This is a genomic window from Pseudoponticoccus marisrubri (assembly GCF_001482405.1).
GTDB lineage: Bacteria > Pseudomonadota > Alphaproteobacteria > Rhodobacterales > Rhodobacteraceae > Pseudoponticoccus > Pseudoponticoccus marisrubri.
In genome coordinates this window covers 37,021-60,530 of record NZ_LPXO01000017.1, presented here as the reverse complement: position 1 = coordinate 60,530, position 23,510 = coordinate 37,021, and the positions used below count along the sequence as shown (strand labels likewise).

At 69.1% G+C, this 23,510-nt stretch carries 28 protein-coding genes; 23 read left to right on the top strand and 5 right to left on the bottom strand.

The genetic code is table 11. The features are described 5' to 3' along the window. The first annotated feature begins 62 nt into the window (after positions 1–62). From AVJ23_RS19520 to AVJ23_RS19510, 3 genes are all read left to right on the top strand, one after another. Entirely contained in the window at positions 63–725 is a 663-nt protein-coding gene (locus tag AVJ23_RS19520; protein ID WP_058863910.1) for an HAD-IA family hydrolase, read from the top strand. A gap of 285 nt (positions 726–1,010) precedes the next feature. Then, complete coding sequence (locus tag AVJ23_RS19515; protein WP_058863909.1) at positions 1,011–2,210, top strand: DegT/DnrJ/EryC1/StrS family aminotransferase; 1,200 nt, start codon at positions 1,011–1,013, stop codon at positions 2,208–2,210. After that, the gene (locus AVJ23_RS19510; protein WP_058863908.1) at positions 2,207–3,112 is read left to right on the top strand and encodes an aminotransferase class IV; all 906 of its coding nucleotides are present in this window, start codon (positions 2,207–2,209) and stop codon (positions 3,110–3,112) included. Before AVJ23_RS19515 ends, AVJ23_RS19510 begins: the two co-directional genes overlap by 4 nt. Here AVJ23_RS19510 and AVJ23_RS19505 read toward each other — a convergent pair whose 3' ends face one another. The 3 genes from AVJ23_RS19505 to AVJ23_RS19495 all read right to left on the bottom strand — a co-directional run bounded on the left by AVJ23_RS19505 (position 3,113) and on the right by AVJ23_RS19495 (position 4,684). After that, positions 3,113–3,628, bottom strand: coding sequence for a hypothetical protein (locus tag AVJ23_RS19505; protein WP_157772721.1), 516 nt, complete (start codon positions 3,626–3,628; stop codon positions 3,113–3,115). It lies immediately after the preceding gene. Between the two features lie 106 nt (positions 3,629–3,734). Next, positions 3,735–4,187 carry a CreA family protein gene (locus tag AVJ23_RS19500; protein WP_058863906.1) on the bottom strand — a complete coding sequence of 151 codons (453 nt, stop codon included), beginning with the start codon at positions 4,185–4,187 and terminating at the stop codon, positions 3,735–3,737. A gap of 26 nt (positions 4,188–4,213) precedes the next feature. Beyond that, positions 4,214–4,684 carry a pyridoxamine 5'-phosphate oxidase family protein gene (locus AVJ23_RS19495; protein WP_058863905.1) on the bottom strand — a complete coding sequence of 157 codons (471 nt, stop codon included), beginning with the start codon at positions 4,682–4,684 and terminating at the stop codon, positions 4,214–4,216. Between the two features lie 131 nt (positions 4,685–4,815). On the opposite strand from AVJ23_RS19495, the gene AVJ23_RS19490 reads away from it, so the two are divergent. From AVJ23_RS19490 to AVJ23_RS19460, 7 genes are read left to right on the top strand one after another with little or no spacing between them, the layout of a single operon-like run. Then, positions 4,816–5,979: an isovaleryl-CoA dehydrogenase gene (locus tag AVJ23_RS19490; RefSeq protein ID WP_058863904.1), complete on the top strand. Its 1,164-nt coding sequence runs from the start codon at positions 4,816–4,818 to the stop codon at positions 5,977–5,979. Between the two features lie 39 nt (positions 5,980–6,018). Continuing rightward, positions 6,019–6,414, top strand: coding sequence for a DUF1622 domain-containing protein (locus AVJ23_RS19485; RefSeq protein ID WP_058863903.1), 396 nt, complete (start codon positions 6,019–6,021; stop codon positions 6,412–6,414). 13 nt (positions 6,415–6,427) lie between these two features. Next, a complete protein-coding gene (locus tag AVJ23_RS19480) occupies positions 6,428–6,745 on the top strand; it encodes a hypothetical protein (RefSeq protein ID WP_058863902.1) in 318 nt (105 codons plus the stop codon). Between the two features lie 26 nt (positions 6,746–6,771). Next, positions 6,772–7,263: a lysozyme inhibitor LprI family protein gene (locus AVJ23_RS19475; RefSeq protein WP_058863901.1), complete on the top strand. Its 492-nt coding sequence runs from the start codon at positions 6,772–6,774 to the stop codon at positions 7,261–7,263. Position 7,264: 1 nt separating this feature from the next. Further along, on the top strand, positions 7,265–8,812 hold the full coding sequence (locus tag AVJ23_RS19470; protein ID WP_058863900.1) for an AMP-binding protein: 1,548 nt from the start codon (positions 7,265–7,267) through the stop codon (positions 8,810–8,812). Next, positions 8,809–9,405, top strand: coding sequence for a hypothetical protein (locus tag AVJ23_RS19465; protein WP_058863899.1), 597 nt, complete (start codon positions 8,809–8,811; stop codon positions 9,403–9,405). Before AVJ23_RS19470 ends, AVJ23_RS19465 begins: the two co-directional genes overlap by 4 nt. 15 nt (positions 9,406–9,420) lie before the next feature. Further along, positions 9,421–11,022 carry a carboxyl transferase domain-containing protein gene (locus AVJ23_RS19460; protein ID WP_058863898.1) on the top strand — a complete coding sequence of 534 codons (1,602 nt, stop codon included), beginning with the start codon at positions 9,421–9,423 and terminating at the stop codon, positions 11,020–11,022. A gap of 7 nt (positions 11,023–11,029) precedes the next feature. On the opposite strand, the gene AVJ23_RS19455 is transcribed toward AVJ23_RS19460, so the two are convergent. Next, complete coding sequence (locus AVJ23_RS19455) at positions 11,030–11,752, bottom strand: class I SAM-dependent methyltransferase (RefSeq protein WP_058863897.1); 723 nt, start codon at positions 11,750–11,752, stop codon at positions 11,030–11,032. A 155-nt stretch (positions 11,753–11,907) separates the two neighbouring features. Here AVJ23_RS19455 and AVJ23_RS19450 point away from each other — a divergent pair, with 155 nt between their 5' ends. From AVJ23_RS19450 to AVJ23_RS19425, 6 genes are all read left to right on the top strand, one after another. Beyond that, positions 11,908–13,848: an acetyl/propionyl/methylcrotonyl-CoA carboxylase subunit alpha gene (locus AVJ23_RS19450; protein ID WP_058863896.1), complete on the top strand. Its 1,941-nt coding sequence runs from the start codon at positions 11,908–11,910 to the stop codon at positions 13,846–13,848. 58 nt (positions 13,849–13,906) lie between these two features. Next, complete coding sequence (locus AVJ23_RS19445; RefSeq protein ID WP_058863895.1) at positions 13,907–14,578, top strand: glutathione S-transferase family protein; 672 nt, start codon at positions 13,907–13,909, stop codon at positions 14,576–14,578. Between the two features lie 66 nt (positions 14,579–14,644). Beyond that, positions 14,645–15,502: a hydroxymethylglutaryl-CoA lyase gene (locus AVJ23_RS19440; RefSeq protein WP_058863894.1), complete on the top strand. Its 858-nt coding sequence runs from the start codon at positions 14,645–14,647 to the stop codon at positions 15,500–15,502. Further along, a complete protein-coding gene (locus AVJ23_RS19435; protein ID WP_058863893.1) occupies positions 15,502–16,005 on the top strand; it encodes a DUF6653 family protein in 504 nt (167 codons plus the stop codon). Before AVJ23_RS19440 ends, AVJ23_RS19435 begins: the two co-directional genes overlap by 1 nt. A 1-nt stretch (position 16,006) precedes the next feature. Continuing rightward, entirely contained in the window at positions 16,007–16,516 is a 510-nt protein-coding gene (locus AVJ23_RS19430) for a P-loop nucleotide/nucleoside kinase family protein (protein WP_058863892.1), read from the top strand. A 52-nt stretch (positions 16,517–16,568) separates the two neighbouring features. Beyond that, the gene (locus AVJ23_RS19425; protein WP_099045544.1) at positions 16,569–17,348 is read left to right on the top strand and encodes a crotonase/enoyl-CoA hydratase family protein; all 780 of its coding nucleotides are present in this window, start codon (positions 16,569–16,571) and stop codon (positions 17,346–17,348) included. A gap of 402 nt (positions 17,349–17,750) precedes the next feature. Here the strand turns inward: AVJ23_RS19425 and AVJ23_RS19415 are convergent, their stop codons facing one another. After that, complete coding sequence (locus AVJ23_RS19415; RefSeq protein ID WP_058863890.1) at positions 17,751–18,497, bottom strand: MauE/DoxX family redox-associated membrane protein; 747 nt, start codon at positions 18,495–18,497, stop codon at positions 17,751–17,753. Positions 18,498–18,707: 210 nt separating this feature from the next. On the opposite strand from AVJ23_RS19415, the gene AVJ23_RS19410 reads away from it, so the two are divergent. The 7 genes from AVJ23_RS19410 to AVJ23_RS19385 are packed head-to-tail and all read left to right on the top strand — an operon-like array spanning position 18,708 to position 23,391. Further along, a complete protein-coding gene (locus AVJ23_RS19410; protein WP_058863889.1) occupies positions 18,708–19,073 on the top strand; it encodes an NADH-quinone oxidoreductase subunit A in 366 nt (121 codons plus the stop codon). Continuing rightward, entirely contained in the window at positions 19,064–19,681 is a 618-nt protein-coding gene (locus AVJ23_RS19405; RefSeq protein ID WP_084794783.1) for a NuoB/complex I 20 kDa subunit family protein, read from the top strand. The genes AVJ23_RS19410 and AVJ23_RS19405 overlap by 10 nt, the downstream gene beginning before the upstream one ends. Next, positions 19,678–20,277, top strand: a complete 600-nt coding sequence (locus tag AVJ23_RS19400) for an NADH-quinone oxidoreductase subunit C (protein WP_058863888.1) — start codon at positions 19,678–19,680, stop codon at positions 20,275–20,277. Before AVJ23_RS19405 ends, AVJ23_RS19400 begins: the two co-directional genes overlap by 4 nt. A gap of 3 nt (positions 20,278–20,280) precedes the next feature. Beyond that, complete coding sequence (locus AVJ23_RS22370) at positions 20,281–21,174, top strand: sulfotransferase (RefSeq protein ID WP_084794781.1); 894 nt, start codon at positions 20,281–20,283, stop codon at positions 21,172–21,174. After that, positions 21,174–22,394 carry an NADH-quinone oxidoreductase subunit D gene (locus tag AVJ23_RS19395; RefSeq protein WP_205626887.1) on the top strand — a complete coding sequence of 407 codons (1,221 nt, stop codon included), beginning with the start codon at positions 21,174–21,176 and terminating at the stop codon, positions 22,392–22,394. Before AVJ23_RS22370 ends, AVJ23_RS19395 begins: the two co-directional genes overlap by 1 nt. 29 nt (positions 22,395–22,423) lie before the next feature. Continuing rightward, positions 22,424–23,050 carry a hypothetical protein gene (locus AVJ23_RS19390; protein ID WP_058863886.1) on the top strand — a complete coding sequence of 209 codons (627 nt, stop codon included), beginning with the start codon at positions 22,424–22,426 and terminating at the stop codon, positions 23,048–23,050. After that, positions 23,047–23,391, top strand: a complete 345-nt coding sequence (locus AVJ23_RS19385) for a hypothetical protein (RefSeq protein WP_058863885.1) — start codon at positions 23,047–23,049, stop codon at positions 23,389–23,391. The genes AVJ23_RS19390 and AVJ23_RS19385 overlap by 4 nt, the downstream gene beginning before the upstream one ends. Positions 23,392–23,510 lie beyond the last annotated feature (119 nt).

Genomic DNA, 23,510 nt, shown 5'->3' with positions numbered 1-23,510 from the left:
CGCGGAGCAAGCGGCGATTGCTCACGCTTGATTGCGGGATGTGACAGGCTGGGGGATGGACCATGCGCTGCGTGATTTTCGACCTGGACGGGACGCTGGCGGATACCAGCGGCGATCTGATCGCCGCCGCCAATGTCTGTTTCGACGCGATGGGCGCGGGGGTGCGGCTGGACCCCGGCGCCGATGCGGGCGTGGCGCTGCGCGGCGGGCGGGCGATGCTGACCGAGGGGCTGGGCCGGATCGGCGGGGCGGACCCGGCGGTGGTGGATCGCTGGTATCCGGCGCTGCTGGAGGCCTATGGCGGGGCGCTGGACGTGCACACGCGGATGTATCCCGGTGCGGCCGAGACGGTCGAGGCGCTGCGGCGGGACGGCTATGCCGTGGGCGTGTGCACGAACAAGCCCGAGGCGCTGGCGCAGCGGCTGCTGGCGGCGCTGGGCGTGCGGGATCTCTTCGGCGCGCTGATCGGCGCCGACACGCTGGCCACGCGCAAGCCCGATGTCGCGCCCTACTGGGCGGCGGTGGAGGGTGCGGGCGGGCGGCGCGACGCCTCGCTGCTGGTCGGCGACAGCGACACCGACCGCAAGACGGCGGCGGCCGCGGGCGTGCCCTGCATCCTCGTCACCTTCGCGCCGGGCGGTGCGGCGGTGCGGGAGCTGGCGCCTGAAGGTGTGATCGACGCCTTCGCCGAGCTGCCCGCCGAGGTGCGCCGGCTGATCGGATGAGCGGGCAAGCGCCTTCGAAGGCGCTTCAAGCGGGTTCAACCCGCTTGCGCGCGGACCGGCCCGGTCGGGCGGATGGCCCGGGTCGGCCCAAGCCGCCGGTTGCGCCTGGCCGTTGCGCGGGACGGCGGGCCGGGGCGTCCAGCTGCGATGTTGTCAAGCGCGTGGAGCGTGGCGCCCGGATCCGCCTTCGAAGGCGGATCCCCGCCCGGTCCGCACGGCGCGGCGTGATGTCCGCGGCACGCATCCTGCATTGACCCGGGCGGCGAAGCGCCGCAGAACCGGGACATGAGCGAGCGTTTCACAGGCAGCTTCACCCAGCAGGAGCCGATCCCGGACGAGGGCATCGCCGCCGCGCTGGACGTGCTGCGCAGCGGCCGGCTGCACCGCTACAACGTGGCCGAAGGCGAGGCGGGTGAGGCCGCGCTGCTGGAGCAGGAGTTCGCCGCGCAGGTCGGTGCGCGCTACTGCCTGGCCGTGGCCTCGGGGGGCTACGCGCTGGGCTGCGCGTTGCGGGCCGTGGGCGTGCAACCCGGCGAGCCCGTGCTCACCAATGCCTTCACCCTTGCCCCGGTGCCGGGGGCCATTGCCAGCGTCGGCGCGGTGCCGGTCTTTGTCGGCGTCACCGAGGGGCTGGTGATCGATCTCGACGATCTGGCCGCCAAGGCCGGGCAGGCGCGGGTGCTGATGCTCAGCCACATGCGCGGGCATCTGTGCGACATGGACCGGCTGATGGCGATCTGCGATGCCGCCGGGATCACCGTGATCGAGGATTGCGCCCACACGATGGGCGCGGTGTGGGACGGCGTGCCCTCGGGACGGCATGGCGCGGTGGGCTGCTATTCGATGCAGACCTACAAGCATGTCAATTCCGGCGAGGGCGGGCTCCTGGTCACCGATGACGAGGCGTTGGCCGCGCGCGCGGTGATGCTCTCGGGATCCTACATGCTGTATGAGCGGCATCTCGCGGCACCGCGCCCGGAGGTGTTCGAGACGATCAAGTTTGACACGCCCAATGTCTCGGGCCGGATGGACAATCTTCGCGCGGCGATCCTGCGCCCGCAGCTGCGCGCGCTGGAGGGCCAAGTGACGCGCTGGAACGACCGCTACCGCGTGGTCGAGGAGGGACTGCGCGACACGCCGGGGCTGCGCGTGGTGGACCGCGACCCGCGCGGACGCTTCGTCGGCTCATCGATCCAGTTCCTGCTGCTCGACTGGGCGCCGGAGGCGGTGCAGGAGGCGCTGCGCCGCTGCGCCGCGCGAGGGGTGGAGCTGAAATGGTTCGGCGGGTCCGAGCCCGTGGGCTTCACCTCGCGCTATGACAGCTGGCGCTATGCGCCGTCGCAGCCGATGCCGTCCACCGACCGGGTGCTGCGCGGGATCGTCGACATGCGCCTGCCGCTGACCTTCAGCCTGGACGATTGCGCGCTGATCGCGCGGATCATCCGGGCCGAGATCGGCGCCGTGTTCCAGGGGGCGGCCCCATGACCGACCTGTCCGCCGGCGCCGCCTGGATGGCGGGGCGGATCCTGCCGATCGCCGAGGCGAAGATCGGCGTGACCGACTGGGCGCTGACCCATAGTGACACCGTCTATGACGTGGTGCCGGTGGTGGGGGGCGCCTTCTTCCGTCTGCCGGACTACCTGGCGCGGTTCCGCGCCTCGGTGCAGGCGGGGCGCTTCGAAATCGGCATGGAGGATGCCGAGATTGCCGCGGCGCTGTCGTCGATGGTGGCGGCGTCCGGGCTGCGCGATGCCTATTGCGCCATGGTCGCGGCGCGCGGCACGCCACGGGTGCCCGGCGACCGGGATCCGCGCAACTGCCGCAACCATTTCTACGCCTGGGCCGTGCCCTACGTGCATGTCATCAAGCCCGAGGTCATCGCCGCCGGCGCCTCGGTCTGGATTGCCAAGATGGTGCGGCGGATCCCGCCCGACAGCGTGAACCCGCGCGCCAAGAACTATCACTGGGGCGATTTCACCGCGGGGCTGTTCGAGGCCAAGGAGGCAGGGTTCGAGACCGTGCTGCTCTGCGATCACGCAGGCCACGTGGCCGAGGGGCCGGGCTTCAACGCCTTCGCGGTGATCGGGGACCGGGTGGTGACGCCCGAGACCGGCGTGCTGGAGGGGATCACCCGCCGCACGGTGCTGGAAATCTGCGCCGAGCTGGGCCTTGCGACCGAGATCCGCCCCCTGCCGCTGGAGGAGTTCATGGCCGCGGACGAGGTCTTCCTGTCCTCCTCGGGCGGCGGGGTGCTGCCGATCACCCGGGTGGATGACCGGATCTTCGGCAATGGGGTGGCCGGACCGGTCGCGCGGCAGCTGCATGCGCGCTACTGGGACTGGACCCGGCGGCCCGAGCATCGCACGCCCGTGCCCTATCCGGGCTGATCAGGAGCTCTGCAGGAAGGAACAGGTGCCGAAGAAGCGCCGGAAGTCTTCGGTCGCGGCATCGATCTCGACCCGCTGGGCGGGGCCCAGCGTGCGGCCGATCGTGTTGCCGCGGAACTGGCCCGCGGCCAGCAGGTGCGGGAAGAACGGGCTGTTGGTCGGGATCATGGCGCGCACCAGAAAGAGCTGCCCGGCCCGTTTGGAATGGAAGCTGTCGACCTGGATCGGGCGGTCGTCCGCGACCAGTTGCAGGCGGATGACGTCGCCGGGGCGGTGATGCTTGCCGCCCACCACGAAAAGCTGAAGCTGGATCGCGTCGAGATCGCGGAAACACCAGAAATGCACCCGCTCCTCGCCATTGCGGACATAGCTCATGGCGACTTGGCCGGCGGCCATGTCCTCTAGGTAATTCCACGTGCCATGGCTCTGCGCGGCGGCAAGACCGGGCAGCATGGCAAGCTTGGCGCACAGGGCAGGGCGCAGGCGGGCGGCGAGGGCGGCGAGGGCAGCGAACATGAGGCAGATCCAATCGGCTTGATGAAACTGCCCCCAACCTGACGCTACGTCAGCAACCTGTCGAGGTCAGGATCTCCGCCACACTGTCCGCCATACCGCCCGCGCGCTATTCCCCGGGCGTGTAGAGCGGGACGGTCGAGATCGCCACCTTGGCCGAGCCGTCGGTCAGCTCGGCGGCATGGGCCACGTAGATCAGGGTGCGGTTGGCCTCGTCCCAGATCCGCTTGACCCGCAGCGACTTCAGGATGATCGAGCGCGAGGTGCGGAACACGTCCTCGCCACCTTCGCTGCGGTCGATGTCGCCGATCTCGATCGGGCCGGTCTGGCGGCAGGCGATCGAGGCGTTCGAGGGATCCTCGAACCAGTTGCCCTTGCTCAGCCGGTCGATGAAGCCACGGTCGAAATAGGCGATGTGGCAGGTCACGCCCGCCACGTCCGGGTCGGCAATGGCCTCGACCACGATGTCATTGCCGACCCAGTCGACACCGATTTCCCCCACCTGCTCGGCGCAGGCGGGGGTGAGGGGCAGCAGCGCTGCCAGCGTGAGGGCGCGATGCATGGGCGCTCCTGTCGTTCGGGGCCGGATCAGAAGACGACCCGGCCGTGGGTGCCCACATCGGGCGTCTTGTCGGTCATGTTGGCCTTGGCGATCTCGTAAAGATAGGCCGCACCGCCCTGCGTTGCCCAGACCTCGCCGTCATGCGGGGTGAATTTCACCAGCCGCACCGCGTCGTCATCGCGCCCCTCGGGAAACCACGCGGCGGCCATCGAGGACCACAGGTCGTCCAGCTTGTCCGAATCGTTGGCCTCTTCCAGCTTGCCGAAGACATTGGCGTAGAAATTCGCCTTGGGGTCGGCGACGTGGAACGAGGCCTCGCCGCCCGACTTGGCGCTGCGATCGGCGGCCGAACCGGCGGCGGTGATGAACCAGATCGCCTGCGCGTCGCGCTCGGCCATGGGCGCCATCGGCACCGGGCGCTCGCCATCGGCGGCCAGCATGCCGGCGCGCACATCGTCCATACGGCTCCAGAACTCGGTTTTCAGATCGTCGCTCATGATATCCTCCGTATCGGGTTTGGGGGCAGAACGCGGGGCCCGGCGCCTGCGTTCCAGCAATGCTTGACGCAGAGCGGAGTTCGTGGCTTAAATGAACGCACGTTCAATAAACCGGAGGGGGAGGGCTGGCGATGTTCATGGCAAGCATGACGTTCGATCTGGGCGAGGACGTGAACGCGCTGCGCGAGATGGTGCACAAATGGGCGCAGGAGCGCGTCAAGCCCATGGCCGCCGAGATCGACCGCAGCAACGATTTTCCCGCGCCCCTGTGGCGCGAGATGGGCGAGCTGGGCCTGCTGGGAATCACCGTGCCCGAAGAGATGGGCGGCGCCGGCATGGGCTATCTTGCGCATACGGTCGCCATCGAGGAGGTCGCGCGCGCCTCGGCCTCGGTCAGCCTGTCCTACGGGGCGCATTCCAATCTCTGCGTCAACCAGATCAAGCTGAACGGCACTGACGCGCAGCGCGCGCGCTACCTGCCGGGCCTGATCTCGGGCGCGCAGGTGGGCGCGCTGGCCATGTCCGAACCCTCGGCCGGGTCGGATGTGGTCTCGATGAAGCTGCGCGCCGAGAAGCGCAATGACCGCTTCGTGCTGAACGGCAACAAGTACTGGATCACCAATGGCCCCGATGCCGACACGCTGGTGGTCTATGCCAAGACCGACCCCGAGGCCGGGCCCAAGGGCATCACCGCCTTCCTGATCGAGAAGGATATGGCGGGGTTCAGCACCAGCCCGCATTTCGACAAGCTGGGCATGCGCGGGTCGAACACGGCCGAGCTGATCTTCGAGGATGTCGAGGTGCCCTTCGACAACATCCTGGGCGAAGAGGGCAAGGGCGTGCGCGTGCTGATGTCGGGGCTGGATTACGAACGCGTCGTGCTGGCCGGCATCGGGCTGGGCATCATGGCCGCCTGTCTCGACGAGATCATGCCCTACATGGCCGAGCGCAAGCAGTTCGGCCAGCCGATCGGGTCGTTCCAGCTGATGCAGGGCAAGATCGCCGACATGTACACGGCGATGAACTCGGCCCGCGCCTATGTCTACGAGGTCGCCAAGGCCTGCGACCGGGGCGAGGTGACGCGGCAGGACGCGGCGGCCTGCTGTCTCTACGCCTCCGAGCAGGCCATGGTGCAGGCGCATCAGGCGGTGCAGGCCATGGGCGGGGCCGGGTTCCTGGCCGATGCGCCGGTGGCGCGGCTGTTCCGCGACGCCAAGCTGATGGAGATCGGCGCCGGCACCTCCGAGATCCGGCGCATGCTGGTCGGGCGCGAGCTGATGGGGGCGATGGGCTAGGCGACGGGTCCGGGATACGGATCAGGAACGGGGGCGCAGGTGGCTTCTCTGGTGGATCTCGGCGCGCAGGAGACGGTGCTGCACGGGCACCTGCCGCTGCTGGTTGCGGCGCTGGAATGGATCGCGGCGGGCATAGACCTCTGCGCCATCGCGCTGCTGGTGCTGGGGGCGCTGCGCTTCATCCTGTCCGTTGCACCCTCGGAACTGGTGCCGGCCGGTGAACGGCGCGCGGCGATGAACGAGGCGCGGCTGCAGCTGGGGGTCTACATCCTCGCGGGGCTGGAGCTGTTCATCGTCTCGGACGTGATCCACACGGCGCTCAGCCTAGCCATCGGCGACCTGCTCTTCCTGCTGTTGCTGGTGGTGATCCGGGCGATCATCTCGTTCTTCCTCGACCGCGAGCTGGCGCAGATCGCGCGGGAGAAGCACGGGTGAGGGGCGCGCGCTGATGCCGCGCTGGCTGTGGTTCGCGCCGCTCGCGGTGCTGCTGGTCGCGGTGGCGCTGTTCGGCTTCCGGCAGGGCTGGATCGTGGCCAATCTGACCGAGACCGACGTGATCGAGGCCATGGCCGCGCGCTACCTCGCCGAGGCCGGGCCGCAGGCGCGGGCCAGCGACTGCGTGGCGCGCCCGGGGCGAGAGGTCTGGCTGGTCGTGGCCTGCGGCGGGCCGGGCATGTGGGAGTATCGCGTGGACCGGCTGGGCCGGCTGAAAGAACGCTTTGGCCCCGGGGATCCGCGGCGTAGGCTGGACGGGCCAAGGACCTGAGCGGTCGGAAGACGGGAGGATGACGGATGAGCCTGAAACCGATGCTGGCGGCGCTGACCGTGCTGGGCACGCCGCTTGCCGCGCAGGAGCTGGTCTTCGCGCCCGATGCCACGCTGACCTGCATGGGCAATAATGACGGGTTCGAGCAGGTCTGCATCGGCCTTGCCGCCGAGCAATGCATGGCCGACACGCCGGGTGGCGACAGCACGGTCGGCATGGGCGGCTGCCTGGGGGCCGAGGCCGATTGGTGGGACGGCCGCCTGAACGCCGCCTACCAGGCGCGTCTGGCCGAGGCGCAGCAGGCCGATGCCGATGCAGCGGAATACGGCTATACCGCGCCCCCGCAGGAAGAGACGCTGCGCGCCATGCAACGGGCCTGGATCGCCTTTCGCGATGCGAAATGCGCCTGGGCCGGCGCGCTCTGGGGCGGCGGCACCGGGCAGGGGCCGGCCATGGCCGATTGCCGGATGACCACCACGGCCGAGCAGGCGCTGTATCTGGAACGGATCGCGCGCTGAGATGCTGGAGCGGGCCGCCACATATGACGACCTGATCGCGGGGTTCCGCTGGAACCTGCCGGCGCGGCTGAACATGGCCGAGCAGGCCTGCGACAGGTGGGCGGCGGCCGAGCCCGACCGGCCGGCGATCATCGACCTGACCGGCCCGGCGCGGCGCGATGTCAGCTATGGCGCATTGGCAGGGCTGTCGCGGCAGGTGCAGGCCGCGCTACTGGCGCGCGGCGTGGCACCGGGCGACCGGGTGGGCGTATTGCTGGGGCAGGGGCCGCTCTGCGCCGCGGCGCATCTTGCCTGCTGGCGCATGGGCGCGATCTCGGTCCCGCTCTTCAAGCTGTTCCAGCATGACGCGCTGGCCACGCGGGTGGCCGATGCCGGGCTGCGCGTGGCGGTGACCGATGCGCAGGGCGCCGCGCTGATGGCCGGTCTGGACGTGACCCTGCTGCAGCAGGCGGATCTGCCCGCACCGACCGACGCCCCACCCGCCGTGACAGGCCCCGAGACGCCGGCCGTGCTGATCTACACCTCGGGCACCACGGGCAAGCCCAAGGGCGCGTTGCATGGCCACCGCGTGCTGACCGGCCATCTGCCGGGCGTCGAGATGAGCCATGATTTTCTCGGCCAGCCGGGCGACGTGTTATGGACCCCGGCGGACTGGGCCTGGATCGGCGGGCTGTTCGACGTGGCGATGCCGGGGCTGGCTTTGGGCGTGCCGGTGGTGGCGGGGCCGGGCGGGCGCTTCACGCCCGAGACCTGCGCACAGGTCATCGAAAGCGCAGGCGTGCGCAACACCTTCCTGCCGCCCACCGCGCTGCGCATGCTCAAGGCCGAGGGCGCGACGCTGGCAGGCCTGCGCAGCGTCGCCTCGGGCGGCGAGCCTCTGGGCGCAGAGATGCTGGCATGGGGCCGCGACGCGCTGGGCGTGACGATCAACGAGTTCTACGGCCAGACCGAGTGCAACATGGTGGCCAGCTCCTGCGCGGCGCTGTTCGCGCCACAGCCCGGCGCGCTGGGCCGTCCCGCCCCGGGGGCCGCGCTGGCGGTGATCGACGCGGACGGCCTGCCCACCGACGGTGAGGGCGATATCGCGATCCGTCGCGGCGCCGCCTCGATGATGCTGGGCTACTGGCAGAACGCCGAGGCCACGGCGGCGAAATTCCGCGGCGACTGGCTGGTGACCGGGGATCGCGGCGTGCTGGAAGACGGGGTCCTGCGCTTCGTCGGGCGCGAGGATGACGTGATCACCTCGGCGGGCTACCGCATCGGCCCCTCCGAGATCGAGGATTGCCTGCTGACCCACCCGGACGTGGCCAATGTGGGCGTGGTGGGCAAGCCCGACCCGCTGCGCACCCAGATCGTCAAGGCCTACGTGGTGCTGAAACCGGGCGCGGATCCCGGCGCCGAAAGCTTGCAGGCCTGGGTCCGCGACCGTCTGGCCAGCTATTCCTACCCGCGCGAGGTGGCCTTCGTGGATGATCTGCCCCTGACCGTCACCGGCAAGGTGATCCGCAAGGCGCTGCGCGCCCGCGCCGCGGCGGAGGAGGGCGCATGATCCGCCTCGCCGCCCTGATCGCGCTGTTGGCCGCGCCTGCGGGGGCCGAGCTGCCCTGGTCAGGATTCACCCCCTGTTTCGACAACGAGGTGGCCCGCTTCGAGCGCGCGCTCAAGCGCAGGCGCGAGACTTTCGACGCGCCCGAGTTCGATTTCGCCAGCGTGGCGGGCGTGGATTACTGCGGCCAGATCGGCATCACGCTCTGCGATGATACCGTCGAGGACCGCATCGCCTGCCAGGGCGCGCTGCGCGACCGGCTCGACGCGCTGGGCGCCCGCGTGCTGGAGGGGCTGCCCCCGCCCGAATCCGTGGCCGGCCGCGACGGGGTCTGGTCCGACGGGCTCTACCCGGTGCTCTGGGCGCTGGCGCATGGCTCGTCTGCCGGGCCCGACTGTGCCGGCACCCGGCCGTTGCTGGCCTCGCTCTGCGAGGTGCGCGCCGCCAATGCGCGGCTGTCGGACGTGATGCTGCTGTGGCAGCTGGCCCGTTTCCTCGACATGGCCGAAAGCGGCGTCGCGGCGGGCTGGGCCCGCCCGCCGCCACCGACCCGCCCGTGGGCCCGCCCCGCCGGGCTGACCGAAGACATCGACTGAAGGGGATCCAAGCGCATGAAACTGACCTCACAGGTCATCGCCTCCTCCGAGGCGTTCCGCGCCAACCGCGAGGCGCATCTCTCTGCCCTGTCCGAGATCGCCGCGGCGGCCGAGGCGGCGGCGGCGGGCGGCGGCGCGCGCGCCCGGGCCCGCCACGAAGGGCGCGGCAAGATGCTGCCGCGGGCCCGCGTGGCCAACCTGCTCGATCCCGGCACGCCCTTCCTCGAGATCGGCGCCACCGCGGCGCACGGGCTTTATGACGGCGCCGCGCCCGCGGCCGGCGTGATCGCCGGGGTGGGTCAGGTCGAGGGGCGGCAGGTCATGGTGGTGTGCAACGACGCCACCGTGAAGGGCGGCACCTATTACCCGATGAGCGTCAAGAAGCACCTGCGCGCCCAGGAGATCGCCGAGGAAAACCGGCTGCCCTGCCTCTACCTCGTCGATTCGGGCGGCGCGAACCTGCCCAACCAGGACGAGGTCTTCCCCGACCGCGACCATTTCGGCCGGATCTTCTACAATCAGGCGCGCATGTCGGCCAAGGGGATCGCGCAGATCGCCGTGGTGATGGGGTCCTGCACCGCGGGCGGCGCCTATGTGCCGGCCATGTCCGATGTCACGATCATCGTGCGCGAGCAGGGCACCATCTTCCTGGCCGGCCCGCCGCTGGTGCGCGCCGCCACGGGCGAGGTGGTCACCGCCGAGGAGCTGGGCGGCGGCGACGTGCACACGCGCCTCTCCGGCGTGGCCGATTACCTGGCCGAGGATGACACCCACGCGCTGGCCCTTGCCCGGCGCGCGGTGCGCAGCCTCGGTCCCAAAACCGGCCCGGTGGTGCTGCCCGGCGGCCCGCCCCCCGCCTATGACCCTGACGAGATCCTGGGCGTGGTGCCGGCCGACCTGCGCACGCCCTACGACATCCGCGAGGTGATCGCCCGGCTGGTCGACGGCTCGGAGTTCGACGAGTTCAAGCCCCGCTTCGGCGAGACGTTGGTCTGCGGCTTCGCCCGCATCCACGGCATGGAGGCCGGGATCATCGCCAATAACGGCGTGCTCTTCTCCGAGGCGGCGCAGAAGGGCGCGCATTTCGTCGAGCTCTGCTCGCAGCGCAAGATCCCGCTCGTCTTCCTGCAGAACATCACCGGTTTCATGGTGGGCCGGCGCTACGAGAACGAGGGCATCGCGCGGCACGGCGCCAAGATGGTGACCGCCGTGGCCACCACCGCGGTGCCCAAGATCACCGTGCTGGTCGGCGGCTCCTTCGGGGCGGGCAATTACGGGATGGCCGGCCGCGCCTACCAGCCCCGCTTCCTGTGGACCTGGCCCAACAGCCGGATCTCGGTGATGGGCGGGGCGCAGGCCGCGGGCGTGCTGGCCACCGTCAGGCGCGACGCGATGGAGCGCGCGGGCGAGCATTGGTCCGAGGCCGAGGAAGAGGCCTTCAAACGCCCCACGCTCGAGATGTTCGAGCGCCAGTCCCACCCGCTTTACGCCTCCGCACGGCTCTGGGATGACGGCATCGTCGACCCGCGCAAGACCCGCGACGTGCTGGGCCTGTCGCTGCTGGCGGCGCTGAACGCACCCATCGAGGAAACACGCTTCGGCGTGTTCCGGATGTGAGGAGGGCTCAATGCGGCTTGTGCCCGTGAAAACACAGCGCCGCGCCCCCGAAGGAGCGCCGCACCCGGACCGACAGACCGGCCTCGGCCAGCGCGTCGACCACGCTCTGCCCGTCGCCGAAGCCGCGCGTATAGGCGCCCAGCATGGCGAAATCCTGCGCACCGTCCAGGAACAGCCGCTCCACCAGCGGCAGCACGCGGTCCAGGTGGATCCGGTAGAGCGGGTGCAGCACCCAGCCGTCCGGATCGGCCGCCTCGATCAGCGCATAGGGCGCGCCGGGCCGCAGAATGCGCGCGATCTGCCGCGCCATGACCCGGTGCTGCGCGGCATTGAAGGTCTTCAGCCCGAAGCTCGAGACTGCGAAATCGGCCGAGCCATCGGGCAGGTCGGTGCGCAGCATGTCGGCGCAGAGATGCGTGATCCGCCCCGCGCGTGCTGCATGCAGCCGCGCCATCGCCGCCGCATGCATGCCCGGGCTGATATCGATCGCAGTGATCCGCCCCAGCCTGGGATGCCGCGCCAGCAGGTGCGGCCAGAGCTCGCCCGTTCCGGCCATCAGGTCGACCCCGCAGGCGGTGCTCTCGCGCGGCAGCCCCAGCGCCGCGACGCAGAGCCGGCGCCAGTAATGGATCACCCCGAAGGAGGCGAGGCTGCTCCAGCCCCGGTAGCGTCGCGAACAGCGGTCGAACACGGCGGCCACGCGGGCCGGCTCGTAGAGGTCCTGGTCCATGCCGGCCAGCCTGCCGCCTCCCGCGCCGTCCGGCAAGCCGCGAAACCCGGCCGGGCATGCGCTTTCATCTTTCCGCAAATACTCCGGGGAGCGCGAGGGGCCGGCCCCTCGCATCCACCGGGCCGCCCGCGTCCGCGCCGGGAAAGGAGACCCTGATGTTCGACACCATCCTGATCGCCAACCGGGGCGAGATCGCGGTGCGCGTGATCCGTACCGCGCGCGCCATGGGGCTGCGCACCGTGGCGGTGCATTCCGACGTCGATGCCGCCGCGCAGCATGTGGCCATGGCGGATGTCGCTGTCTCGCTGGGCGGGGCCAGCCCGGCCGAAAGCTACCTGCGCGGCGACGCGATCATCGAAGCGGCGCAGGCGACCGGCGCGCAGGCGATCCACCCGGGCTACGGGTTTCTCTCCGAGAACCCCGATTTCGTCGAGGCGGTCGAGGCGGCGGGGCTGGTCTTCATCGGCCCCTCGGCCGGGGCGATCCGTAAGATGGGGCTCAAGGATGCCGCCAAGCAGCTGATGGACCAGGCCGGCGTGCCCGTCGTGCCGGGCTATCTCGGCGCCGACCAGGATCCCGGCCATCTCGAGGTCGAGGCCGATCGCGTGGGCTACCCGGTCCTGATCAAGGCCGTGGCAGGCGGCGGCGGCAAGGGCATGCGCCTGGTCGAGAGGCCGGAAGAGTTCGTCGACGCGCTGGAACGCGCCAAGGCCGAGGCGCGCACCGCTTTCGGCAATGACGCGGTGCTGATCGAAAAATACATCCAGCGCCCGCGCCATATCGAGCTGCAGGTCTTCGGCGACGGGACCCGCGCGGTGCACCTGTTCGAGCGGGACTGCTCGCTGCAACGCCGCCACCAGAAGGTGATCGAGGAGGCCCCGGCCCCCGGCATGACGCCCGAGATGCGCGCCGCCATGGGCGCGGCCGCCGTGCGCGCGGCCGAGGCGATCGGCTATCGCGGCGCCGGCACGGTGGAGTTCATCGTCGATGCCGCGGACGGGCTGCGCCCCGACGGGTTCTGGTTCATGGAGATGAACACCCGCCTGCAGGTCGAACACCCGGTGACCGAAGCGATCACCGGGGTTGACCTGGTGGAGTGGCAGATCCGCGTCGCCGCCGGCGCGCCGCTGCCCGCGACACAGGAGGAGTTGTCGATCACCGGCCACGCCTTCGAGGCGCGGCTTTATGCCGAGGACGTGCCCGCGGGCTTCCTGCCGGCCACCGGGCGTCTGACGCATCTCGCCTTCCCCGAGGGGCTCAGGGCCGATAGCGGCGTGCGCGCGGGCGACGAGATCAGCCCGCATTACGACCCGATGATCGCCAAGGTCATCGCGCACGCGCCGACCCGGGACGTGGCGCTGCGCAAGCTCGCCCGCGGTTTGCGCGACACGCAGGTGGCCGGCACCGTGACCAACCTCGCCTTCCTGGGCGCGCTGGCCGAACATGACGGCTTTGCCGCGGGCGAGGTGGATACCGGGCTCATCGCGCGTGACCTCGACGACCTCGCCGCGCTCCCCGCGCCGGAGCCATCTGCGCTGGCGCTTGCCGCGCTGGTGGCCGCCGGGCTCGACGGGCCGGCGCACTGGGCGCAGGGCTTCACGCTCTGGCAGCCGCTGGAGCGCAGCCTGCGGCTTTCGGTCGGGGGCGCGGTGCAGTCGGTGATATTGCGCGTCGACGGGCCCGACCGGGTGCGGATCGAGACCGGCACCAAGACCGTCATGGCCGAGCGGCGCGACGGGGCCTGGTATCTCGACGGGGTGCGCGCGGCGGCCCATGCCCGCGCCGGCGCCGTGATCACGGTCTTCTCTGGCTTCGGCACGCGGTTCGAGATCGTCGATCCGCTGGCCCAGCAGGGCGCGGCCGAGGAAGGCGCGGCACTCACCCTGGCCCCGATGCCGGGGCGCGTGGTCTCGCTGCATGTGCGCGCGGGGCAGAGCGTGGCCGAGGGCGACCGGCTGGCGGTGCTGGAGGCGATGAAGATGGAGCACGGGCTGCGCGCCGCCCGGGACGGGGTGGTGGCCGAGGTCTTCGTCGCGGAGGGCGACCAGGTCGATGCCGGCGCACCGCTGATCCGTCTCGAGGAGGACGGGGCATGAGCACCAAAAATCGTGCACGATTTTTGCAAATTCCATGCATGGAATTTGGGGGCGCGGGATGATCCGGTTGCATCACGTGCCTTACGGTCGGTCCTTCCGCGTGCTCTGGCTGCTCGAGGAGACGGGCCTGATCGACCGGCTGGGCCCGCTCGAGATCGTCGCCTACCGGATCGGCGCGCCCGAGATGCGCGAGGGAGACCTGCCGCGGCTCTCGCCCGCCAATCGCATCCCGGCAATCGAGATCGATGGGCTGGAGATGAGCGAATCCGGGGCGATCGTGGAATATCTCGTCGAGACCCATGCGCCGGAGCTCGGCCGGGCGCCGGGTACGTGCGAGCGGCCGGCCTACCTGCAATGGATCCACTATGCCGAGACGCAGGCCAGCCTGATCGAGAACCTCAACCTGCAGCTGGTCTTCCTGCGACCGCCGGCGAAGCCCAGCCCGGTCGTGGCCAAGCTGACCGTTGCGCGGCTGCGCCAGACGCTGGCGGGGATGGAGGCGCGGCTGGGCGATCGCGACTGGCTGTTGCCCGGCGGCTTCTCGGCCGCAGACGTGATGATGGGGTTCAACCTCTTTGCCGCGCCCTATTACGTGCCGCTGGACGGGTTCCCCCGGCTGGCGGCCTACAAGGCCCGGATCGAGGCGCGGCCGGCGCACAGGCGTGCTGTTGCGCGCGAGGGGCCGCAGCGATTCTACGCGCAGGACTTCTATCCGGTGCCCGAGGGTTGACCGGGGGCATGACGGGGGCGGGGCCTCCGGCGGGAGTATTTGGAGAAAGATGGAGGAGAGGGGCGCATGGCAGAGCGGGTCGAGATCTTCGAGGTGGGGCCGCGCGACGGGTTGCAGAACGAGGCGCGGCTGATCCCGGCCGCGGAGAAGATCGCGCTGGTCGACCTGCTGAGCCGCGCGGGGTTCCGGCGGATTGAATGCGCTTCCTTCGTCAGCCCGAAATGGGTGCCGCAGATGGCCGACAGTGCCGCGGTGATGGAGGGTATCACGCGGGTGCCGGGGGTGCTCTATTCCGCGCTGACGCCAAACCTGAAGGGGCTGGAGCGGGCGCAGGCGGCGGTGGTGGACGAGGTGTCGGTCTTCGGGTCGGCCTCGGAAGGGTTTGCGCGGGCCAATATCAACGCCTCGGTGGCAGAGAGCCTCGACCGGTTCCGCCCGGTGGTGGCAGCGGCGCGGGACGCCGGGTTGCCGGTGCGGGGCTATGTCTCCTGCGCGGTGGAATGCCCCTATGACGGCCCGGTGGCGCCGGGGCAGGTGGCGCGGGTGGCCGCGGCCCTGTCCGAAATGGGCTGTGACGAGATCAGCCTGGCCGACACGATCGGGCGCGGTGGTCCGGAGGCGGTGGATGCCATGCTGGGCGCGGTTCTGGAGGCGCTGCCGGCAGAGCGGCTGGCCGGGCATTTCCACGATACGGGCGGCCGGGCGCTGGCCAATATCGAGGTGGCTCTGGCGCGCGGGCTGCGGGTCTTCGACGCGGCCGTGGGGGGCTTGGGGGGCTGCCCCTATGCCCCGGGGGCTGCCGGCAACGTGGCGACCGAGGCAGTGGCGGCGCGGCTGGCCGAGCTGGGCTACGAGACCGGTCTGGACCTGGCGCTGCTGGATCGCGCGGCGGAGATGGCGCGCGCCCTGCGGGCGCCGGGCTGATGGACGGGATGGGCGGGCTGGCCCGCGTCTTCGGCATGTCCGAGACGGTCTGGCGGCGCCATGCCAACCCGTGGTCGGGCTGGAGCCGGGCGCTGACCGGCCTGCCGCTGATCTGCCTGTCGATCTGGAGCCGTGCCTGGATCGGCAGCTGGGCCTGGGCCGCGCTGGGGCTGGTGGCGCTCTGGCTCTGGCTGAACCCGCGGGTCTTTCCGCCGCCGCCACGCTTCGACAGCTGGATGAGCCGGGGCGTCATGGGCGAGAAGGTCTACCTTGCGCATCGCGCGGCGCTGCCGGCACATCACCGGCGTGCCGCCGCGCTGCTGGCCTGGTTGAGCCTGCCGGGGCTGCTGGTCATGTCCTGGGGGCTGTATGTGCTGGCGGCCGATCTGGTGATCCTGGGCGCGGCGCTGGCGGCCCTGCCGAAATTCTGGTTCATCGACCGGATGGTCTGGATCCTCGAGGATTGGCAGCGGGCGGGCGGCACCGTCTGGCAGGCGGGTTGAGATGGCGGGGCTGGTCGTGCTGGCCGGTCTGCCCGGGGTCGGCAAGAGCACGCTGGCCCGGGCGCTGGCGGCGCGGATCGGGGCGCTCTGGCTGCGGATCGACGCGATCGAGCAGGCCCTGCGCGAGAGCCACATGCAGGTGGCGGGCGACCTGGCCGATGGCGGCTATGCCGCGGCGCGGGCCGTGGCCGGGGCGGCGCTGGGGCAGGGCTTCGACGTGGTGGCCGACAGCGTGAACCCGGCGCCGGTGACGCGCGGGCCATGGCGCGAGACCGCCCGCGGGGCGGGCGCGGATCTTTGCGAGGTGGAGCTGATCTGCGCCGACAAGGCGATCCATCGCGCGCGGGTTGAGCGCCGGGGGGCCGAGGTGCCGGGGCTGGCCCTGCCGGACTGGGCCGCAGTGTGCCGGCGCGCGTATCATCCGCACCCGGATGCGGATCTGCGGCTGGACAGCGCCGTGCTGGGCGTGGACGAGATGGTGGCGCGCATCGTCGCGCGGCTCGGGCCGTGAGGCGGGGGCGGAACATGGCGGGCCGGGCGCCCGCGCAGGACGGAGGATGGAGATGGGCCTGATCGAGGTGATGCGCGATGCGCGCGGGGTGGCGACGCTCTGGCTGGCGCGCGAGGACAAGCACAATGCGCTCTCGGCCGACATGATGACCGAGCTGGAGGCGGCGGCCCATGCGCTGGCAGAAGATACCGATGTGCGCGTCGTGGTGCTGGCGGCGCGCGGCAAGAGCTTCTGTGCGGGGGCGGACCTGGGCTGGATGCGGGCGCAGTTCGGAATGGATGCGGCCTCGCGCCGGGCGGAATCGGCGCGCATCGCAACGGCCTTGGCGGCGCTGCATGCGCTACCGCAGCCGCTGATCGGCCGCGTGCAGGGCAATGCCTTTGGCGGCGGCATCGGGCTGGCGGCGGTCTGTGACGTCACGCTGGGGGCGGATCACCTGAAAATGGGGCTGACCGAGGTGCGATTGGGCATCATCCCGGCCAATATCGGGCCTTACGTGGTGGCGCGGATGGGGGCGGTGCGCGCGGCCGAGGTCTTCATGAACGGGCGCATCTTCGGCGCGGCCGAGGCCGAGCGGCTGGGCCTGCTGAGCCGGGCCGTGCCGGCCGAGGCGCTGGACGACGCGGTCGAGGCCGAGGTCGGGCCTTACCTGTCCTGCGCGCCGGGGGCGGTGCGCGAGGGCAAGGCGCTGCTGCGGCACCTGTCGGGCGGTGTGCCGGCCGCGCAGGTTGAGCATGCGATCGACGCGCTGTCGCGGCGTTGGGAGACGGAGGAGGCGCAGGCGGGGATCCAGGCCTTCTTCGACAAACGCCCGGCGCCTTGGGTCGAATGAATCCGGGTCGGGCGGACAGGGCAGAGCCATGACAGTGCAGGTCGCGCATCTCTATGCCACGCTCTGCCTTGGCATCATCTTCTTCCAGCTGGCGCTGATCGCCGGGCTGCCGCTGGGGCCATGGACGCAGGGCGGGCGCCACCCCGGCGCGCTGCCCCTGTCGGGACGGATCGTCGCGGCACTCTCGATACCGGTCGCACTGTTCCAGGGGCTGGCGATCCTGAGCGCGGCGGGCTTTCCCGGGCTGGGCTGGCCGCTCTGGACCGGTTGGGTCGCGCTGGGGGTGAGCGCCGTCGCCTGCCTGCTGAACGGCATCACGCCGTCGCGCCCCGAGCGGGCGGTCTGGTTCCCGATCACGCTGGTGATGGTGGGGCTGGCCGGCTACGTCATGCTGATGACCTTTCAGAGCAGGGTGGAGAGCGTCCAGAGCCCCATGCCCATCATCACGAGATTCTCGGTCAGCGAGACCGCGCCCAGCGGCACGTTGGAATTGCCGCCCATGCAGGCGCATTTCAGCTCGCGCCGCTCGACATAGACCGCCTTGGCCACCGAGACCGCGCCCACCGTGCCGATGAACAGTGCCACCGGGCCCGAGAGCCATGGCAGGACGCGGCCCAGCATCAGCACCCCGGCCAGCGCCTCGGCGAAGGGGTAGACATAGCCATAGGGCACCCAGCGCCGCGCCAGCAGGTCGTAATTGAGGAACATGGTCGAGAAGCTTTCCACATCGCGCAGCTTCTGCACGGCCAGGAGGCACATGGCGATGGCCAGCGAAGCCTGCAGCGCGTGCGCCGCGCCGATCCCTGCGACCAGCGCCACGGCGATGCCCATGGCGGCGGCCATGGCAAAGACGGCGAGCACGGGCGTGTAGCTCGTCTCCTTGTCCTGCGCGGGCATGTGGCCGAGATGGCGCTGCACCGCCTCGTAGCCGCCGACCCGCTCGCCGCCGATGAAGGTCTGCGGCGTGGTTTCGACCCCATGATCGTCCATGAAGGCCTCGGTCTCGTCCCGCGTCGTCAGGGGATGATCCTCGACCTCGTAGCCGTGCCGGCGCAACAGCCAGCGCGACTTGAGCCCGAACGGGCAGAGATGGTCGGGTGTGGCCATGCGGTAGAGCCGGGCGGTGCGGCCTGTGACGTCGAGCGGCATCGGGAACTCCTTGTCGGCAAAGGGGTCTGGCGACTCAACGGGCGCGGCGCGGGGCGGTTCCGCTGGGGCGATATGGCGCGATGTTTCAGGGCGGCCAATATTGACCCTCCCCGGCGGGGGGGCTACACCCGATGCAAGTGAGCAACGCCACAATTCTGCGCGGACCGGTGCGCCAAGCCGGCCGCCCGCGCATCGAAAAGGAGCCGCCTCGTGGAAGAGATGCTGCGGGAATACCTCCCCATCCTCGTGTTTCTGGCCGTGGCCATCGGGTTGGGCCTCGTCCTGATCCTTGCCGCCGTCGTGCTGGCCGTACGCAACCCCGACCCCGAAAAGGTGTCGGCCTATGAATGCGGGTTCAACGCCTTCGATGACGCACGGATGAAGTTCGACGTGCGCTTCTACCTGGTGTCGATCCTGTTCATCATCTTCGATCTCGAGATCGCGATGCTGTTTCCATGGGCCGTGGCCTTCAAGGATATCAGCATGGTCGGGTTCTGGTCGATGATGGTGTTCCTGGCGGTGCTGACGATCGGCTTTGCCTATGAATGGAAGAAAGGGGCCCTCGAATGGGAGTGAGCGACGACGACGCCATGGTGACCGAGGTCCAGAGCTCGGGCCCGCAGACGCCGCGTGTCAAGGCCGGCCCGAATTCGCAGGTGCCGCTGGAGGCGGATGCGCCCGGCTATGAGCGCGACCCCGTCACCCAGACGCTGAACCGCGAGCTGCAGGACAAGGGCTTCCTGCTGACCTCGACCGAGGACATCATCAACTGGGCGCGCACCGGCAGCCTGCACTGGATGACCTTCGGCCTGGCCTGCTGCGCGGTCGAGATGATGCATTCCTCGATGCCGCGCTACGACCTCGAACGTTTCGGCGTGGCCCCGCGCGCCAGCCCGCGCCAGTCCGACCTGATGATCGTGGCCGGCACGCTGACCAACAAGATGGCGCCGGCGCTGCGCAAGGTCTATGACCAGATGCCCGAGCCGCGCTACGTGATCTCGATGGGCTCCTGCGCCAATGGCGGGGGCTACTACCACTACAGCTACTCGGTGGTGCGCGGCTGCGACCGCATCGTGCCGGTGGACGTCTACGTGCCGGGCTGCCCGCCCACGGCCGAGGCGCTGGTCTACGGCATCATGGCGCTGCAGCGCAAGATCCGCCGGACGGGGACGATTACGCGATGACACAGGCCCTCAAGGAACTCGGCAGCCATATCGAGGCGAAGCGTCCCGACTGCGTGATCGGCTGGGACGTCTCGCATGGCGAGCTGAATGTCGACGTGGCGGCGCCGAACATCCGCGGTCTGGTGGATTTCCTGAAAACCGATGCCACCTGCCGCTTCTCGACGCTGATCGACATCACCGGCGTGGACTACCCGCAGCGGCCCAAGCGGTTCGATGTGGTCTACCACTTCCTGTCGATGTACCAGAACCACCGCATCCGCCTGCGCGTTGCCGTGCGCGAGGACGAGATGGTGCCGTCGATCGTGTCGGTGCACCCCTCGGCCAACTGGTTCGAGCGCGAGGTCTTCGACATGTTCGGCATCCTCTTTGCCGGCCATCCGGACCTGCGCCGCATCCTGACCGACTACGGCTTCCGCGGCTATCCGCTGCGCAAGGACTTCCCGACGACCGGCTATACCGAGGTGCGCTACGACGAAGAGCAGAAGCGCGTCGTCTACGAGCCGGTGAGCCTGGTGCAGGAATACCGCCAGTTCGATTTCATGTCCCCGTGGGAGGGCGCGGAATACGTGCTGCCCGGCGATGAGAAAAAAGCTTAGGCCATGGCAGGACCCCTCTCAGAAATACATTGTCCAGAGTTTTCAAGCTCAAAAGGTCTTCTAATCTGTATCGGCGCACAGAAGTCAGGGACAAGTTGGTTGTATAGACAACTCGTAAATTGTCCTGAGGTCGCTTCGGAAAGCAAAGAGTTGCATTATTGGAGTAGGCGTCGTGCTCCATACATTGACTGGGACAAGATGGGGTACACTGACCCTAAGATCAAAAAGGACGGGCGTTCCAAGATGTTTCAAGCTCCTCCAAGTGACCATTCCGCGTACGCTAGGTATGTGTCGAGGGGCGCCGTCGCGGGCTCATTGCTGTTGGATTTTTCTCCTGCCTACGCCTTGTGCGGCAGCAGGACTTTCGAAGAAATGTCCTTGTTGCACAGTAATACGCTATTTCTTTTCATGATGCGCGATCCCGTCGACCGCCTTTGGTCAGGCATCCGGCATCGTCACAAACGCCTCTTCCGTCATGGAGTGGTGTCGAAGAATGATGTTATTCGAATGTTTGAGAATTCACTCCATGATGATTATGATCCGGACTATCGTCGATCGCGTTACGATGTGACATTGGATCGTCTACGTCGGGTCATTCCAGCAGAGAGAGTCCTGCTAGTCAACTTCTGTGATCTCTTCGACAGTGGCCTCGCTAAGGTAAAGAGGTTTGTTGGATTGGAAGCTTCCGAATCGTGTCCGACTGGACCAATTAATGAGGGCATCGCTCGAGACTGGGAGCTGCCGGATGAGTTGGCCGAAATGGCGTTTGAGCGTCTGCAGATGGTATACGAAAAAGTTGAAACGGTCATTGGCCACAGGCCGAAAGGATGGCGTGGGGCCAACGAAGATACTTCGCTGTCGGAAGAAAAAGCGCGCTTTGATGAGGAGTTAACATGATGGACGGCTCCAAAGGTTTCGAAGACGCCCTGACGGGCGAGCAGAAGATCCGCAACTTCAACATCAACTTCGGCCCGCAACACCCTGCCGCGCACGGGGTTCTGCGGCTCGTGCTGGAGCTTGATGGCGAGATCGTGGAACGCTGCGACCCGCATATCGGGCTGCTGCACCGGGGTACGGAAAAGCTCATGGAGAGCCGGACCTACCTGCAGAACCTGCCCTATTTCGACCGGTTGGACTACGTGGCGCCGATGAACCAGGAACATGCCTGGTGCCTGGCCATCGAGAAGCTGACCGGGGTCGAGGTGCCGCGCCGCGCCAGCCTGATCCGGGTTCTGTACTCGGAAATCGGGCGCGTGTTGAACCACCTGCTGAACGTGACCACGCAGGCCATGGACGTGGGCGCGCTGACGCCGCCGCTCTGGGGCTTCGAGGAACGCGAAAAGCTGATGATCTTCTACGAGCGGGCCTGTGGCGCGCGCCTGCACGCGGCCTATTTCCGGCCCGGCGGCGTGCACCAGGACCTGCCGCCCAAGCTGATCGACGATATCGAGGCCTGGGCCAAGGAATTCCCCAAGGTGCTCGACGATATCGACGGGCTGCTGACCGAGAACCGGATCTTCAAGCAGCGCAACGCCGATATCGGTGTCGTGACCGAGGAAGAGATCAACGAGTGGGGCTTCTCCGGCGTCATGGTGCGCGGCTCGGGCCTGGCTTGGGACCTGCGCCGCGCGCAGCCCTACGAGTGCTACGACGAGTTCGACTTCCAGATCCCGATCGGCAAGAACGGCGACTGCTATGACCGCTATCTCTGCCGCATGGCCGAGATGCGCGAGAGCGTGAAGATCATCCATCAGGCGATCGAGAAGCTGCGCGCGCCCGAGGGGCAGGGCGACATCCTGGCCCGGGGCAAGATCACCCCGCCGTCGCGCGGCGAGATGAAGACCTCGATGGAAGCGTTGATTCACCACTTCAAGCTATATACCGAGGGGTTCCACGTCCCCGAGGGCGAGGTCTATGCCGCCGTCGAGGCACCCAAGGGCGAGTTCGGCGTTTACCTCGTGGCCGATGGCACCAACCGGCCCTACCGCGCCAAGCTGCGCGCACCCGGCTACCTGCACCTGCAGGCCATGGATCATGTGGCCAAGGGACACCAGCTGGCGGATGTCGCGGCAATCATCGGCACGATGGACGTGGTGTTCGGCGAAATCGACCGCTGAGCGCTGTCGGGTACGGGGAGAGAGCGGGAATGACGAGGTCGGGCCTGACTGCACTGCTGACGCTCTGCGCGTCGCTCGCCTCGGCGCAATCGCTCCCCGTGTTCGACGAGACGGCCGGGTATGAGGCCATCGGCACGATCGAGGACGGGCTGCTTTTGTCCAGTGACGGTGCCCTGTTCTACTGCGAAGTCGATGAGGCCGATGGCGAAAGCCATCTCTACATGACCGGCTGCCTGCCGATCCTCGCGCCCAAGGCGCATGAGGCGGTCGCGAAGTCCCGGCTGGCGCTGGCCCGTGACGAGGACAGCTTTCTAGACGGGCTGTCGCGGATGCCGGAGGAAACCTTCGTCCCGGCCATCGCGGGCACGCTGCGCGACAGCGGCTGCACCGTGGACATGGAGCAATCCGAGGACGCGTTCAACGCCGCCATCGTGGCGCGGGTCGTCGCGGAGACCGGCTATCCCTACACGCTGTCGGCCGAGGGCGTCGAAGAGGTCGAGCGCATCCTGAACAAGACCGGCGAGCTGATGCTCGAGACCGGGCAGGTCGTGGTCGATCGCAGCCGCGGCATGGTCTCGCTGGTGGATTGTGCGACGGAACAGACAGGGCGGTCCTCGACCTCGAGCGACCGACCCGCCAAGAGGGACGACGAATGAAGAAGACACTGGCCGCGCTGCTGGTCCTGACCGCCCTGGCCGGGTGTGACGAGCAGTTCCTCGAAACCATCCCGGGGACCGAGGAATACGAGCGGCGCCAGGCGCAGATCGCCAGCTGGGAGGGCGCCGTCGCCTCGGTCGGCTGCAAGCTGGTCAGCGAGGCGCAATACCTGCCGGTGGAACTGCAGAGCGGGCTGACCCGCGAGCAGGTGACCGGCATCCTGAGCGAGAAGGTCGCCGCGAACGAGGCGGTGGCCCGCCCCGAGGGCGGATATGATTACGTCGCCGGGCCCTGCACGCCCGCGCCCCAGCCCGTGCCGGCCGAGACCACGACCGGCTGAGGCCCCGCGCCGGCAGGACGGGGCAGGGGATCGCGGCCGCGCCGCCGGGCCCCGGTCGCGACAGGACGAGGAAAACACGTTAAGCGGCGCCGCTTGGCCGCCGAAGATGAGAAGGGACA